Annotated in this window: 11 protein-coding genes, 7 pseudogenes and 1 riboswitch; of the genes and pseudogenes, 1 reads left to right on the top strand and 17 read right to left on the bottom strand. The window is 35.5% G+C overall.

Features of this window, described 5'->3' with window-relative positions; translation table 11 throughout:
* Positions 1–7 precede the first annotated feature (7 nt).
* The 14 genes and pseudogenes from cobS to JCM7501_RS01480 all read right to left on the bottom strand — a co-directional run bounded on the left by cobS (position 8) and on the right by JCM7501_RS01480 (position 12,440).
* Entirely contained in the window at positions 8–760 is a 753-nt protein-coding gene (gene cobS / locus JCM7501_RS01545; RefSeq protein ID WP_028991566.1) for an adenosylcobinamide-GDP ribazoletransferase, read from the bottom strand.
* 22 nt (positions 761–782) lie between these two features.
* A complete protein-coding gene (gene cobU / locus JCM7501_RS01540) occupies positions 783–1,337 on the bottom strand; it encodes a bifunctional adenosylcobinamide kinase/adenosylcobinamide-phosphate guanylyltransferase (protein ID WP_003867152.1) in 555 nt (184 codons plus the stop codon).
* A pseudogene (cobD, locus tag JCM7501_RS01535) lies at positions 1,337–2,421 on the bottom strand (threonine-phosphate decarboxylase CobD). Before cobD ends, cobU begins: the two are co-directional and overlap by 1 nt.
* A 23-nt stretch (positions 2,422–2,444) precedes the next feature.
* A pseudogene (locus JCM7501_RS01530) lies at positions 2,445–3,175 on the bottom strand (AIR synthase related protein).
* Positions 3,176–3,178: 3 nt separating this feature from the next.
* Positions 3,179–3,663 (bottom strand): annotated as a pseudogene (locus JCM7501_RS01525) (ECF transporter S component).
* A pseudogene (gene cbiB / locus JCM7501_RS01520) lies at positions 3,660–4,597 on the bottom strand (adenosylcobinamide-phosphate synthase CbiB). The pseudogenes JCM7501_RS01525 and cbiB overlap by 4 nt, the downstream one beginning before the upstream one ends.
* Entirely contained in the window at positions 4,597–6,120 is a 1,524-nt protein-coding gene (locus tag JCM7501_RS01515; RefSeq protein ID WP_028991571.1) for a cobyric acid synthase, read from the bottom strand. Before JCM7501_RS01515 ends, cbiB begins: the two are co-directional and overlap by 1 nt.
* Position 6,121: 1 nt before the next feature.
* Positions 6,122–7,503 (bottom strand): annotated as a pseudogene (locus JCM7501_RS01510) (cobyrinate a,c-diamide synthase).
* Positions 7,496–8,296, bottom strand: coding sequence for an ABC transporter ATP-binding protein (locus JCM7501_RS01505; RefSeq protein WP_006569217.1), 801 nt, complete (start codon positions 8,294–8,296; stop codon positions 7,496–7,498). Before JCM7501_RS01505 ends, JCM7501_RS01510 begins: the two are co-directional and overlap by 8 nt.
* Positions 8,297–8,300: 4 nt before the next feature.
* Positions 8,301–9,292 (bottom strand): annotated as a pseudogene (locus tag JCM7501_RS01500) (FecCD family ABC transporter permease).
* Between the two features lies 1 nt (position 9,293).
* Entirely contained in the window at positions 9,294–10,241 is a 948-nt protein-coding gene (locus tag JCM7501_RS01495) for an ABC transporter substrate-binding protein (protein WP_028991574.1), read from the bottom strand.
* A 116-nt stretch (positions 10,242–10,357) separates the two neighbouring features.
* A riboswitch (cobalamin riboswitch) is annotated at positions 10,358–10,549 on the bottom strand.
* 58 nt (positions 10,550–10,607) lie between these two features.
* A complete protein-coding gene (locus JCM7501_RS01490; RefSeq protein ID WP_054644769.1) occupies positions 10,608–10,979 on the bottom strand; it encodes a type II toxin-antitoxin system PemK/MazF family toxin in 372 nt (123 codons plus the stop codon).
* A gap of 20 nt (positions 10,980–10,999) precedes the next feature.
* A complete protein-coding gene (locus JCM7501_RS01485) occupies positions 11,000–11,233 on the bottom strand; it encodes a DUF2281 domain-containing protein (protein WP_256200987.1) in 234 nt (77 codons plus the stop codon).
* 73 nt (positions 11,234–11,306) lie between these two features.
* Entirely contained in the window at positions 11,307–12,440 is a 1,134-nt protein-coding gene (locus JCM7501_RS01480; protein ID WP_028991575.1) for a THUMP domain-containing class I SAM-dependent RNA methyltransferase, read from the bottom strand.
* A 155-nt stretch (positions 12,441–12,595) separates the two neighbouring features.
* On the opposite strand from JCM7501_RS01480, the gene JCM7501_RS01475 reads away from it, so the two are divergent.
* Positions 12,596–13,168, top strand: a complete 573-nt coding sequence (locus JCM7501_RS01475) for a Uma2 family endonuclease (RefSeq protein ID WP_012994480.1) — start codon at positions 12,596–12,598, stop codon at positions 13,166–13,168.
* Positions 13,169–13,229: 61 nt separating this feature from the next.
* Here JCM7501_RS01475 and JCM7501_RS01470 read toward each other — a convergent pair whose 3' ends face one another.
* The 3 genes and pseudogenes from JCM7501_RS01470 to JCM7501_RS01460 all read right to left on the bottom strand — a co-directional run bounded on the left by JCM7501_RS01470 (position 13,230) and on the right by JCM7501_RS01460 (position 15,955).
* Positions 13,230–14,033, bottom strand: a complete 804-nt coding sequence (locus JCM7501_RS01470) for a TPM domain-containing protein (protein WP_028991576.1) — start codon at positions 14,031–14,033, stop codon at positions 13,230–13,232.
* 282 nt (positions 14,034–14,315) lie between these two features.
* Positions 14,316–14,729: a Fe-S cluster assembly sulfur transfer protein SufU gene (sufU, locus tag JCM7501_RS01465; protein WP_003869854.1), complete on the bottom strand. Its 414-nt coding sequence runs from the start codon at positions 14,727–14,729 to the stop codon at positions 14,316–14,318.
* Positions 14,726–15,955, bottom strand: a pseudogene (locus JCM7501_RS01460) (cysteine desulfurase). Before JCM7501_RS01460 ends, sufU begins: the two are co-directional and overlap by 4 nt.
* Between the last annotated feature and the right edge of the window lie 93 nt (positions 15,956–16,048).

Genomic DNA, 16,048 nt, shown 5'->3' with positions numbered 1-16,048 from the left:
TCCTTTTTTATAATGACACACTTACAAAGCAAATGAGTGCAGTAAGCTCTGCCAATTCATTTACTGCACCTAAAGTATCCCCAGTCATACCACCTATTCTCAGCGAAATATACTTTGATACAATATAAGTAACAAAAAGCGATATAGTAAGTATTTTTACAAAAACCGCTAAAGGCAGTATAAAATAGCTTGTAGCAATTGAAATAACAAAAGCAATGGCAAATTCCCTTATCCCTACTTTACCCAGCATGAGTCCTCCAAGGCCTTCTCCACCTCTTGCAGATTTACTTATCATCATAGAAAACACAATTGACAATCTCCCAATAATTGGGGTAATTAAAAGTGCTGTTAAAGTAATATTTTCGTGTATATTGGTGAGAAATAATATTTTTAAAACAACTATAAAAATTGCAGCTAAGACTCCATTAGTGCCAAGTCTCGAGTCTCTCATTATCTCCAGCATTTTACTTTTATCCTTATTGCTAAAAAGGCCATCAAAAGTATCTGCAAGCCCGTCAATATGCATTGCTCCTGTTAAAACATAAGAAAAAGCTACAATAAAAGTCATTACAATTTCCCGGGAAAACAAATTTTTTAACGCAAAGTACAAAAGTGAAAGAATAGACCCTATGACAATTCCAACTACAGGAAAATAAGATGCTATTTTATAAAACTCACTTTTTTCAGCATCAATTTTTATTGGTATAGGAAGGCGTGTCATAAATTGCATCGCAAGTACCAATCTTTTAATTTCTTCCATAAAAATGTTGCATCCCTTTCAATCATCCCTTTATTTTAAGAGGTATTCCTGAAACCATTAAATAAACTTCATCTGCAGCATCTGCCACTTTTTTATTCATCCTGCCTGCTATATCTCTAAATATCCTGCCAAGTTTGTATTCGGGCACTAATCCCATTCCCACTTCATTTGTCACAAGAATTATATCCCCTTTAAAATCCTTCTTAGCACTTAATATCTTATCTACTTCGTCAGCAATTTGCTTTTCTATGTTATCAATCTCCTTCAACTCTACTTTTTCCCATGTTAAGTCAACTTCCATTAATAGGTTTGTAATCATAACTGTAAGGCAGTCAATCAATGCGACTTTGGCATTGCTTTTTGATATTACGTCATATAAATTTTTGTAGACTTCTTTTGTCTGCCAAAAAGGTGGCCTTCTCTCTTTATGCCTTTTGACCCTTTCCTTCATTTCTTCGTCAAAAGGAATAGAAGTAGCTATATAAAGGACACTGTTTCCTCCTTTTTCTAAAGCCAATTTTTCAGCAAATTCACTTTTGCCAGACCTTGCACCACCTGTGATCATAACAAGGCTCATTATATTACAACCCTTTCTTTATCTTCTACTAAATCTTTTATATCTATTTCTTTCAAAGCCTGTATCAATTTTTCATTGTCTTCATGTCTTTTTATAGCAACTCTAAAAAAGCTTTTATCAAGATACCTAAAATTAGAAGCATCTCTTATGAGAATTCCTTTTTTTAAAAGTATTTGTTTAAGGTCATTTACCCTTCCTGTTCTTAACTTTAACAATATAAAATTTACTTTTGTATCAAAAGCAACTAAATAATCAATTTTTCTTAAAGCATAAAGCATATACTCTATTTCTTTATTTACATATTCCCTTGTTTTTTCTATATAAGCTTCATCTTTAAATATTTCTCTCCCCACAGCATCTGCAAAAGCATTTACTGTCCAAGGTTCTTTGTATTCTTCTAACTTTTGTATCAAAGAAGGACTTCCAATCCCGTACCCCAATCTCAGCCCTGGCATGCCAAAAAATTTTGTGACAGCTCTTACAACAAACAATTTATCATGCTCTTTTGCAAGAGGTAAAGCTTCATAATTTTTATAGTCTTTCATAAATTCAATAAAAGCTTCATCTATCATGACAGGTATATTCAAAATCTCCGCTTTTTTTAATAAAATTCCTATTTCCTCTCTAATTATGGCTTGTCCTGTAGGATTGTTAGGATTCCCAATGATTAAAGAATCCGCCTCTTCCATTTGTGAAAGAAGCTTTGCGAGATTCATTTTAAATCCATAGTCTTCTTCCAGCCTGAAATATATCGGTTCACCACCGTTTATGTGGACTGCCCTTTCATATTCCAAAAAAGCAGGAGACGGAATGAGGGGTCTTTTCACCTTAAATGCTCTTACAAAAAGATGTATGAGCTCTGTCGCCCCATTCCCAACAATTATATTTTCTTGCGAATATCCCACATACTGTGAAATAGCCTCTTTAAGTTTTCGATATTTTATATCCGGATATTTCGTTAAATCAACTTTTTGATAATATCAAAAATCCATTCCGGAACCCCAAGAGGATTTATATTTGAACTAAAATCAATTATTTCTCCTTCATAGTCATAAACATTTCCGCCATGCTCATAAGGCTTCATTGAAACACCTTCTTTCATTTACGCTAAATCAGCACTCCGACATATGTTAAGGGTTTATCTGTCAGTCCTTTAATAGAGGCTGTATCTTCCTCACTGTGGACTACAAGGCAGCAGGTAGAAGGCCCCCCTGATTTTAATACATCAAGATGTTGTGGAAAATTCGCCTCCACCTTTAATCCTGATATCTTCTCTAATATGCCAATTTCATATTTTATCCCTTTTGAACCCACAGGTATTGCTTCCACTATTTCTTTTGAGTTGGAAATTTTTACGTAGTCTTTCAATGTAAGCACATCGTTTGAGCTTAAAACTTCATTTCCTACACGTGGATAACCTAAAATAGAAACATGCATACCTGTTTTGACTTTTTTTATTTTTAAGTCTCCAATATTTGCTTTTGCTATTACAGTGATTCCTATACCTGTCATAGATGTGGGAAAATTTTCTTCAGTACTTCCTGTAAAAACTACGTCTGAAAGTCCGTTCTCTTCAAGCTCGCTTTTTATGCCTCTTAAAATTTTTTGCCCTGTTGGATTCATTTCAACGGATAAGTATCGGATATGACTAAGGGTTTTGCTCCTACACATAGTACTTCCGAAAGAGCCACTTTTACAGTAGTCCTTCCTACAATCTCTTCATCAACTTTTAACACATCATGCTCTTTATTCCCTATTGCTCCGAGGCTGTCACAAGATATCACATATGCTACATCATTTTCATAAATTACAACTAAATCTCTGTATCTCTCAATCACTTTTTATTCCCTACTCCTTTTCGGTATCGCTTTGTAAACCAATGCTGCAAGAAATACATTTGCAAATGACGCAATTGTTAGGGGAAGTACCCATGCCGCAAAAAATCCCCATCCGAATATTGGCACAAACAAAAGGGTTGCAACAGGACCATTTAATATCGTAGCAGCGATTACTGCAATATAGATGTTAAATTTTCGATAAAAAAATTTAAACAAATAGGCGTATAATGCCATTTGCACTGCTATGTATATGTGATTTGTAAGCCTAAAGGAAATCCAGAAGTAATTGCTGTAAGCATATGCCCTAAACTTATCACAAGGGCTCCATACCAACCTCCAAGGTATAATGCGGCAAAGTATCCTGGCATTGAATCGAAAGCAACTGTGTTAAAAACTTTTATGAGAGCACCTATTGCACTTAAGGCTATAAGCATAGCAACAAGAGTAAGAGTCTTTACATTTTTTAATGTATTTGCTTTTTCTTTCACATCAATCTCCTCCCTATATAAAATACTACAAGCCCCAAAAATGAAGTCATGTACATTATTTTGATGCTGTCTTTTATATGTTGGGGGGTAATTTTTTCTTTTCCATCCCCAAGAGTTGGTTTAATTTCAGGCTTTCCAAAATAATAATTAAGACCTCCCAGTTGTATATTTAAAGCACCGGCAACTGCTGCTTCTCCGTGAGCACTGTTTGGACTTTGATGTTTCAACCTATCTCTTAAAAAAATCCTCCAACTATTTTTATAATCATAGCCTAAGAGAAAAGCAGCTATAACAATCAAAAAACCTGTTATGCGAGCAGGGATAAAATTTAATATGTCGTCAAGTTTTGCAGAGGCAAAACCTAAGTCGAGGTACTTTTCATTTCTATAGCCTACCATAGAATCAAGAGTGCTTGCTGCCTTATAAAAGATAGCCAGCGGCGCACCTCCTATAAACGCGTAAAACATAGGGCTATTATACCGTCTGATATATTCTCTGCAACTGTTTCTATCGCTCCTCTGGATATATTCTCAACATCAAGCCTATCTGTATCCCTACTGACTATATAAGATAATCTTCTTCTTGCTTCAACTATATCACCCTTTGCCAACGCTTCGTATACTCTTCCAGCAGCTTTACCAAGGTCTTTTGTAGCAAGGCAGGTATATATAATTAAAACATCTAAAGCATACTTTAAATATGGATGTATAAGTCCTGCAATATAAAGTAGTACATATGTTGCTGCAAATGCCAAAGTTACTGTAAGTCCACACAGTATAAAACCTGCTATTTTTAAAGCTCTGTCACTTTTAGCATATTTTCTAAGTATACTCTCTAAATGTGATACCACTCTCCCTATAATTCTTACAGGATGAGGATATCCTTCAGGGTCTCCTATCAACAAATCTAATAAGTAGGCTAATACCACTTCCATTAATCTTTATACCTCTCCATAATTTCATAGACTTCTTTCATGTCGATACTTTTTCTCACAATATCTGCAAGCTTATCATATTCTCTTTCTTTAAATTCTTTGTAATCAATAATTTCCTCTATAGGAGAAAGTCCTTTTGATTTTCTCACAATATTTATAAATTCCCTGACAAACTCTCTGTTTTCAAAAATTCCGTGTATGTAAGTTCCAAACACTTTTCCATCATCGCTTATACAACCGTCATAGACTTCGATTTTTTCTCCATTTCTATGAGTTATTACTGAAAAAGGCTGACAATCTCCCAAAATTCGACTTTGCCCCATGTGTATTTCATATCCCTCTACAGCAATATTTCTAAGAGGTGATAATATTGATGGTAAATTATTGCGAATAACCGCCTTAATTTGGGTTGTTGTCTTTTCATTTTCAATTACAGTCTCTATATCCAAAAGTCCCAGTCCCTCAATTTCTGAAGTTGTACTTTCAATTCTTCCCGGGTCTTTAATGACTTTTCCCAGCATTTGGTATCCTCCACAAATGCCGACTATAAATTTACCTTTTTTTCTCATTTCAAAAATTTCCTTATCAATCCTATATTCTTTTAATGCTTGCAAATCTCCAATTGTGTTTTTTGTTCCCGGAATTATAACAACATCACAATCTCCAATCCTTTCCCCTTTATTCACATAGCGAAGCTTTATTCCGGGAACTTTAGCAAGAGGTTCAAAATCCGTAAAATTCGATATGTGGGGAAGATTTATAACTGCAATCTCTATATCTCCTTCTGTATTCCTACGATAAAATCTCTCCGTCGCCCCATCCTCTTCATCAATGTGCACATCCATATAAGGGACAACACCTAAAACCTTTTTGTGTACAATGTTTTCTAACATCTCCAAACCTGGCTTTAATATTTCAATGTCTCCTCTAAACTTGTTTATAAGTACACCTTCAATGCGATTTCTCTCATTTTCTTTTAAAAGGAGCAAAGTGCCAGCTATTGAAGCAAATACACCTCCTTTATCAATATCTCCTACAAGAAGTACTGGTGCATTTACCATCTCTGCCATACCCATGTTTACGACATCTCTATCTCTTAAATTTATTTCTGCAGGGCTTCCAGCGCCTTCTATTACTACAATGTCATTTTGACTTGCAAGAAAATCAAAGTCCTCTTTAATAAACTTTAAAAGCTGTGGCTTAAATTGGTGGTATTCGGCTGCAGACATGTTTTTATAAACTTTGCCTCTTAAAACAACTTGGCTTTTTTTATCAGAGCTGGGCTTTAGAAGTATTGGATTCATGTGATAAGAAGGCTTAACTCCTGCCGCTTCCGCCTGCATAGCTTGTGCTCTTCCTATTTCTAGTCCTTCATCGGTTATATAGGAATTCAAAGCCATATTTTGAGACTTAAAAGGGGCTACTCTGTAACCATCTTGCTTGAAAATTCTGCAAAAAGCGGCAACCAACAAGCTTTTGCCCACAGACGATGCAGTCCCTTGTATCATCAATTTAAGTGTCATATTAATCCTCCTGAAAAGCATTTGAGTTTCGGTATTGAACACATTTGTCAACAAACCTCTTGACAGCCTCTTTATATGTGTATAAATTTATGTGAACATACGTCGCCAGGCAATTTTTATGCACAAATCCACATTCCCAAGCATTTTCTTTTCCCGGTTTATGCACAACGTATGAGGCTTTCTGTGAAAAACCTTTTATTATTGAGTGGTGAAACTCATGCCCTTTTATTTTATCCCCTTTTCTAAAAAGGACGTTATCTTCAATAACTTCTGCCTCAACATAGCCAAATCTCTGAAGCCTTTTTGTCATGACAGTTTCAAAATCGTAAATTCCTGCCATTTCAAAAGTATTTCCTTGTAAATCTGTTATGCTTTTTGTAAGATACATAAATCCGCCACACTCTGCATATGCAGGCATACCTGAATCTATTGCATCTTTAACCGATTTTAATATTTTTTTGTTTTTATTAAGCCTCTCCGCGAAAACCTCTGGAAATCCTCCCCCTATGTACAAACCCGATATTCCATCTGGTAACTTATAATCTTTAAGAGGCTAAAGGGTACAAGCTCTGCTCCCATTTCTTCAAAAAGTTCCAAACTCTCTTTGTAATAAAAGTTAAAAGCCTCATCAAACGCATACCCTATTTTTGCCCTTTTTAAATCATGACCTTCACCAATCGTGTTTCTAAATGTATTTGAACAGTCAACTACACCTACATTAAGAATTTTTTCTATATCAATGTATTTTTCAATATAATCATATAAGGTATCAAACTTGTGTTTAATTTCTGGCATCTCATATATCGGTACAAGGCCCAAGTGTCTTTCTGGCAAATCTAATTTTGGATCCTTTGGAAGATAGCCAAAAACCTCAATATCTAAATCTCTTGTTATGCATTCTTTCAAAAGGGCATAGTGTTTTTCACTTCCAACTTTATTTAATATCACCCCTTTAATTTTTACTTCCCTGTCATAGTGCATATAACCCATTATTAAAGCTGATACACTTGTCGCCATAGAAGAAGCATCTACAACTAAAATCACAGGAATATCTAAAATTTTCGCAATCTCAGCACTGCTCCCCTTTTTTGTAGTATCAATCCCATCGTACATTCCCATAACACCTTCAATTATAGAAATGTCAGCATTGCAGGCATTTTTGTAAAAAAGCGATTTAAGGTTTTGTTCCCCCAACAGGTACAAGTCGAGATTGCAGGAAAAATTCCCTGTGACATATCGCTGATAAGCAGCATCTATATAATCTGGACCTACTTTAAAAGGCTGAACTTTATACCTTTTTGACAGCACTCCCATAAGCCCAAGGCTTACAGTAGTTTTACCTGCTCCTGAATGGGTGCCTGCAATCATTACAGCTTTACACAACTTTGAGTTGCTCCTTTCCATTTAGCGATGGAATGACGTAAGGAGTATGGGTGATGGGATTTTCAAACACTTCCACATCTATTGAAAAGGCTGATTTTATGTTGTTCAATGTTAAAACATTTCCGGGAGACCCAGATGCTATTATTTTGCCTTCTTTCATTATGAAAATCTCATCACAAAACTGTGAAGCGAGGTTAATATCGTGAAGCACAATAATTACAAGTATCCCTTTTAAGGATAAATCTTTTACAAGAGACAGTATTTCAACTTGGTATTTTATATCAAGTTGAGAAACTGGCTCATCCATGAGTAAAATTCGAGCTTTTTGTGCTAATGCCCTTGCTATATACACCCTTTGCCTCTCACCGCCGCTTAACTCTTTTATGCTTTTGTCTTTAAACTGCCATGTATTTGTAATTTCCATGCACTCTCTTACAATATCTCTGTCCTCTTTTTTCTCCGACTGAAACCTTTTAAGATAAGGAATTCTTCCCATCATTACCACGTCATAACAGCTAAATTCAAAGTCGTAAACTATATCTTGAGGCACATACCCTATATATTTTGCCTTTTCTTTTATAGTAAAGTCTTTGATATTTTTCCCTAATATAAAGACATCCCCAGCTGCTGGCTTTAAATAGCCTGATATATTTTTTAAAAGAGTAGTCTTACCACTGCCATTAGCTCCTATTATTCCTAAAACCATATTTTTGTTTATGGTAAAATCTATTCCTTTTAAAACTTCCTTTTCTTCATAAGAAAAGTGCAAATTATCCACCTGTAAAATAGCCATATCATCACATTCCTTCACTTTTTTGTTTGCTCTTTATTAACAGATATAAAAAGAATGGTCCTCCAAATGCTGCTGTAATTATCCCAATTGGAATTTCCATTGGCTTTAAAATAATTCGTGCTAATAAGTCTGCAAAAGTTAAAAATATCGCTCCTGATATAGCACTAAAAGGTACCAAAACTCTATTGTCAGGTCCTACAATAAGCCGTGATATGTGGGGCACAATAAGTCCAACAAAGCCTATAATTCCACCAACTGACACAGCAGTTGCAGTCACCAAAGACCCTGTAATAAGAATTATTTTCTTGACTAATTCTGTGTTGACACCTAAATGTTCGGCAACCTCTTCTCCTGTCAATATAGCATTTACATCCCTTGAAAATACATACATAACAAAAGAACCAATTACTATTATAGGAGTAGTAAAGACCACACTATTCCAATTTATGAGGCTAAATCCTCCCATAGTCCAAAAAACAATTCGAGAAAACTCATCATGGTTTAAAAGCATCATGAGAGAGATAATTGCAGACATAAAAGCACTTATAGCTATACCTGCCAATAACATTGTGTCATGGATACTCTTGTGCCAGTTTTAGAAATAGTGTATACGAAAAATACAGTCATTAAAGAAGTAATAAATGCCATAAAACTAAGTCCAAATATTCCAAGTCCTAATATTATCGCAATAGTAGCTCCAAAAGCCGCTCCTGATGATACACCCAATACATAAGGGTCTGCCATTGGATTTCTCAAAAGCCCTTGAAAAAATGTCCCAACAACAGAAAGTCCCATACCTACAATCGCAGATTCAATAGCTCTTGGAAGTCTTAAATTAAGGATTATTGTCCTAGAGGTTTCACTGCCACCGCCCAAAAAAACATTTAAAATCTCCTGCAGGGGTATTTTTACCGCCCCTGCAGAAATTGATAAAATCATGGTAAAGACAAGCAGTGAAAAGGCTGTACCAAAATATATCCCTTTTTTTACTCCCACTTTACTTAAATGCCTCCGGATGTAAGAATTTTGCGATTTCTTCAAGTCCTAAAACAATTCTATTAGAAGCTCTTGATATTATGTCGTCATTGCTTATCACAAATACTTTGTCATTTTTAACAGCATTAGTATCTTTATATCCTGCCATGTTTTTAATGTCTTTCACATCCCCTGCATGAGGAGAAGTTATTATCACATCAGGATTTTTCTTGACTAATTCTTCTACGCTGTACTGCGCCCAACCATTTACATCCTCTGCAACGTTTTTGCCACCTGCAAGGTTTATAAGCTCATCAATAAATGTGCCTTTACCTGCTGTCCAGTTTCCGTCAAGAGATACCAGATAAAATACGCTGACTTTTGGAAGCTCTTTGACTTTGTCATTTATTTCTTTTATTTTATCTTGCATTTGTTTAATTAACTCTTCGCCTTTTTTCTCAGTTCCTGTTATTTGGCCTATTATTCTTATAGACTGGTATATCTGGTCAATGTTTTTTGCCTCCAACATTACAACAGGTATACCCATTTTTTCTAAAGATTCCATTTGCTCTTTACCGGAAAGAGTGGAAGCAAATATTATATCAGGCTTTTGAGCAGTAATTGCTTCTACATTTGGCCCTTTAAACCCCCCCACTTTGGGTATATCCTTGACCTCAGGTGGATAGTTATCAAAGTCTGTAACACCCACAACCTTATTTCCTGCTCCTAAAGCATATATAAGCTCTGTTGTAGAAGGCGCAAGAGAAACTATCCTTTGGGGTTCTTTCTCTATAGTTACTTCTCTTCCTAAAAAGTCTGTAACTTTTAAAGGAAACTGTGTTTTTACAATTTCAGTTGCTGTTTGAGATGTATCTTGTGGCTTTGTAGCATTGTTTGTTGAACAAGCCGCCAGTGAAAACATTAAAGCAAAGACTACCAATAAAGCAAGTAAACCTTTAAATTTTCTCATAAGTACCCTCCTAATTTAAATTTTTCAAGTATCAAAAAAAGGTCTACCCCACGGAGGTAGACCTTTTTTGCCAAAATTAAGCATAAAAATTCCATTCCACCTTCCCTCCGAAGGCGAACTTCCGAAATCTTATGGCAGGTCTCCTGGCTCGCGATTCATCTTCCACCCTGCCTTCCCACCCGGCGCATCTCTTGAGTGCCAAGCAGTGGCTTATTAGGGCTTCATCCTCGCTCACAGTAGCGGGGGCTGCAGCGGATTTTCACCGCTTTCCCTTTTAACTTCTCAAGACCATAAGATTTTTTGTATTCACTTGTACACTTATATATTACATCTACTTATCATTTAAGTCAATTCCCTTATTCATGGCTATCTATTTGCTTGAAAAATATGTATCAAGTTTCTTATAATAGAGTCAAGGATATCTCCTCTAAGAGAACCAATGAACGATTCAATGCGTTCAACATCTACAGCACGTATTTGGTCTAATAATGCAATTGAATCTTTTGGCAATCCACCATTTCCTGCCGGTATCCTATAGTACAAATTAAGATTTTGATTTGCCCATTCTCCATCTCGTGTCGTTAATGGAACTACTATTATAAGCGGATACCTCATAGGTCCTTTTGGTACTGCTACTACAACAACCGGCCTTTTGCCTTCCTGTTCATGCCCTTTTGGAATATGAGTAGGAAAAGAAAGAAGGAGGACGTCTCCCGGTTTTATATCATTTTTCATCATCAGTCTTCCTCCTTCAATAATTAGCCTACTCCTTCTATATATTTGACGGGACGACCCTGTGGTGGACCTTCAGTTCCCCAGTCATACTCCGGAAGTTCTGTTAATTCCGCATTTAACCATTCTTTGTCTTCTTTTTCCATTTCTTTTTTGTTTTTTTCATTTAAATATTCTATAAAATCAATAATTTCCTTTACTTTGTCTTCTGGTAATCTATCTATATATTCTTTTGCTTTCTTCCTCACTGCATTATCCATAACTCCACCACCAATTTTTATCGATAATCTTATATTTTATTATAACCCTCACATAGAAAAAACTCAATAAAAATTAGTTTTCTGGTTTTGGTCCATAATACTGATAATAGTAAGCTTTTAACATGCCATTGTAAAGCTTTCTTTTTTTAGAAGCCTCTCTTCCAAAGAGTTTCTCAAATCTTTCATGGGAAGTCAGTATATAAAAAGACCACGTATCAAGTTTTTTGAAAACTTTTCCCATTTCTTTATAAAGTTTTTCTACTTCCTTTAATTCCCCCATCCTTTCACCATAAGGAGGATTGCATATTATAACACCATATTTATCATCTGTTTTTAAATCTTTTAATGAGATATTTTCAAAAGTTATGTATTTCTCTACACCAGCTTTACGCGCATTGTCTTTTGACAATTTGATGGCGTTTTCGTCAATGTCATATCCTTTTATGTTTAAAGTTATATCTTTTTTAATAGCACCAACTGCTTCTTCTCTCGCTTCTTTCCATAATTTATTTGATATTCTCCACCATTTTTCGGAAACAAATTGTCGTTTTAAACCTGGTGCGAGATTTATTCCAATCATAGCTGCCTCGATCGGAATCGTTCCAGAGCCACAAAAAGGATCTATCAAAGGTCTATCTGGTTTCCAAAAGCTAAGCATTATCATAGCGGCAGCCAAAGTTTCTCTCAAAGGTGCTTCATTGGATATGACTCTATATCCCCTTTTGTGTAAACCGTCGCCGCTTGTGTCAATCATAAGTGTTACCTTGTCTTTCATTAATGAAAATTTTATTTTATAAGTTGCGCCGTTTTCTTCAAACCATTCTTTTTTGTATTTCTTCTTAAGCCTTTCCACAACAGCTTTTTTAACTATTGCCTGACAGTCAGACACGCTGAAAAGCTTGGATTTTATTGAATAACCCTCCACAGGAAACCTGCCATCTTCAGGTATCCAATCTTCCCAGGAAAGAGCCTTTGTACCTTCAAAAAGTTCTTCAAAAGTTGTGGCAGTAAATTCCCCTATTTTTACGTATATTCTCTCTGCCGTTCTAATCCAAAGGTTTGACCTGCATAAGGCCGCCTCATCGCCTACAAAAGTGACTTTTCCATTCTCTACAGTGACATCTTTATACCCTAACTCTTTTACCTCTCTTGCAGTTATTGCTTCAACACCAAAAAGAGTAGATGCTATAAATTCTATTTTTGACATATTTTATCTCCTTTTGCCTCTAAGTTTAACTAATTCAACCTTATTATATCACTTGCATCTATAAATATATATCATTTTTTCCCTTTTATCTTGTTTTTATTATGATATAATTAAAATAATAATATAAGTTAATGATAGATGATGGAGGGTATTTTATGCCATTGCCCGAAAAAAATAAAAAATATACTTATGCCGACTATTTAACCTGGTCTGAAGAAGAAAGATGGGAAATTATTAATGGTGTTCCCTATCTACAAGCAGCTCCAACATGGCAACATCAAGCAGTATTGTTAGAACTAGCAAGGCAATTTGCAAACTATCTGCAGGATAAATCTTGCAGAGTATTTACTGCTCCTTTCGATTTGCGAATACCAGAAGCAAATGAAAAAGATGAAGAAACTACCAATGTAGTACAGCCTGATATAATCATTATATGTGATAATTCAGGACTTAAAAAGACAGGTTATTATGGAGTTCCAGAATTGATTATAGAAGTAGTTTCTCCTTCAACTGGTCAAAAAGATAAAATAGAAAAGTTTAATTTATACGAAAAAGCAGGGGTAAAAGAATATTGGATTGTAGAACCTGATGAAAAGGTGGTTATGGTATTCACACTTGAAGAAGGACGTTATGGAAGGCCTCAAATGTATTCTGAAGAGGATAAAGTAAAAGTTAGTATATTTGATAACCTTGTAATTGAGTTAAAACCTGTATTTGAGAGAATTTAAAAAAACAAACTGAGGGCGTTTCTAAAGTTCCCTCAATTTGATAAAAACCAAGATATCTAGTTTAGCGGCTGGCTCCTCCGCCTCCGGCAGAACCTCCGCCGAAGCCTCCCCCGCCGCCAAAACCTCCACCGCCGAAGCCACCACCTCTAAAGCCTCCAAATCCTCCTCCAGGGCCAAAGCTTCCTGGACCCCACCAGTCCCTTCTTATATGTCTTCCTCCTCTTCCAAAGATAATAAATATTAAAATAAGTATAATCACTACAGCAATATCTTCCCAGGATATCCCGCTATCATTGTTACTTGTATTGACACTGTATTTGGAAGCATCCAATCCCTGAAGGTCTATATTGTACTCTTTTGCAACCCTTGAGGCTATAGCCATATAACCAGCATATATGCCTTTAGAGTACTCGCCTTTTGCCCAAGAAGTTAAAACAAAATCGTCTAAAATCCTCCCTGCAACAGAATCCGGTATTGCCCCTTCCAAGCCATAACCTACATCAATTCTCACTTTTCCAGCCTGACCTTTTAAAAGTCTGTCTTTTACCACTAAAAGGAGAACACCGTTGTTTTTCTCCTTGTCTCCTATTCCCCACTTTCTAAAAAGGCTAAGAGAATATTCCTCTATTGGGTAATCTCCAATGCTGTCAACTGTAACAACTATTATTTGTGCCTTTGTGGCATCATCTAAAGCTTTCCCTACTTTTTCGATCTCTTCTATATCATTTTGAGACATAAGCCCCGCATAATCATATACATATTTAAATTGAATAGGTTTAGGTGGAACATCAAGAGCACAAAAAGCTATAGAATTAAAAAATAATAATAAAAAGGCAATTGCAATTAAAAAAATTTTCCTTTTCATTTTGCCTCTCCCTATCTCAATATTTTGTGAGTAACTTAATTAAGTTTTAAAAATATCATTTTTTTCGTTAAATTTAAATTATTTTAATGTATTACTGTTCATGTCTAGTATATTAGCATAGATAATAATAAGTATCAACACAAATTTATAAAATATGCTGGCTTTTTAAAAAAAAGTTATACTATTATCCTGAGAATCGTTAGACCTCAAATAGGAAGAGGCAGATTTTAAAAATATTCGCATTCATGTCATAAAGAACATTATCAAACTTTTATCTCTTTTTTACAAAATTTCCTGAAGCGTTTTCCACGCAAGTAAAGCACATTTTACGCGGGCAGGAAAGTCAGATACTCCCTGCAGTACTTGAGCATCACCTAATTCATCAAGATTTACATCTTTTTTGTGCATCATGTCTATAAATTGTTGCACAAGCCTTAAAGCTTCTTTTTTGTCTTTCCCTTTTATAAGGTCTATCATCATAGAGGTTGAGGCTTGGCTTATGGCACACCCATGGCCCGTGAAAGAAGCATCTTCTATAATGTCACCATTCATTTTTAAATAAAGAGTAATATTGTCGCCGCAAAGAGGATTGTAACCTCTTTCTTTGTGGGTAGCATCTTTAAGTTCTTTTTCATGGGGAGAGTTTTCGTAATGTTCCATTATAACCTCAGAATAAAGCTGATTCAAATCGCTCATTTAAACCACTTCCTAACTTTTTTAAGTCCTTCAACAAGTGCGTCAATATCGTCAAAGTCGTTGTAGAGGTAAAAGCTTGCTCTTACAGTTGCAGGAACACCTAAGTACCTCATTAAAGGCAGACAACAGTGTGCCCACTTCTTACAGCAATTCCTTCTTCGTCTAGTATTGTAGCAACGTCGTGAGGATGGACACCTTCTACATTGAAGGAAATTAAGCCTCCCCTTTCCTTCGCATCGTTGGGGCCATACAATTTTACAAAGTCTAATTCTTTCATTTTCTGAAGGCCATACTCCAAAAGCTCGCCTTCGTGATTATGAATATTGGAAAGCCCAATTTTTTCTATATAATCTATTGCAGAAACAAGCACACAAGCCCCTTTTACGTTGGGAGTACCTGCTTCAAATTTAAGAGGTGGGGGAGCAAAAGTTGCACGGTCTTCAAAGACTTCGTCTATCATCTCTCCACCTCTTAAAAAAGGAGGAACATCAGAAAGCAAATCTTCTTTTATATATAAAACCCCAATTCCCATAGGTCCGAGCATCTTGTGACCAGAAAAAGCAAAAAAGTCACAGCCTATTCTTTGTACATCAATCGGCATATGAGGTACACTTTGTGCTCCATCTATTAACACTTTTGCGCCGTATTTGTGGGCAATATGTGTAATCTCCTCCACAGGATTTATTATACCTAAAACATTTGACATGTGTTGCACAGCAACCAATTTTACTTTGTCAGACATTTTTTCTTTAAAGTCTTTCATAGAAAGCCTAAAATTCTCATCAAGGTGGACATATTTGAGTCTCGCCTTTTTAGCTTCCACTACCATTTGCCATGGAAGCATATTGCTGTGGTGCTCGGCTATTGTCAGTATTATTTCGTCCCCTTCGTTTATATATTTCATTCCCCACGTATATGCTATAAAGTTTATTGATTCTGTAGTATTTCTCGTAAATATTATGGATTCTTCTTTTTTTGCGTTAATAAATTTTTTTTACTCTTTCTCTTGCCTCTTCATAAGCCTGTGTGGAAAGAGCACTTAAATAGTGTGGGCTTCTGTATACATTGGCGTTTAATTCTTCATAATATTTATCCATAGCTTTTATGACTTCAATTGGCTTTTGAGTTGTGGCAGCATTGTCAAGGTAAATAAGCTTTTTACCATGAGGTTTAACATTCAATATAGGAAAGTCTTTTTTAATCTTTTCTACATCAACATATTTCACTTTAAAATCCTCCTCCATATATGACCCTTTTAGGTTAATTTATTGTGAAACCAATTATTTTTAGAGCCTTTTGAGGTTTCACAATAACCTAGA

Source organism: Thermoanaerobacter thermocopriae JCM 7501 (genome assembly GCF_001310975.1).
In the GTDB taxonomy this organism is placed as follows: Bacteria; Bacillota; Thermoanaerobacteria; order Thermoanaerobacterales; family Thermoanaerobacteraceae; genus Thermoanaerobacter; species Thermoanaerobacter thermocopriae.
The sequence above is the reverse complement of the archived record's forward strand: the minus strand, read 5'-3'. Positions and strand labels throughout refer to the sequence as shown.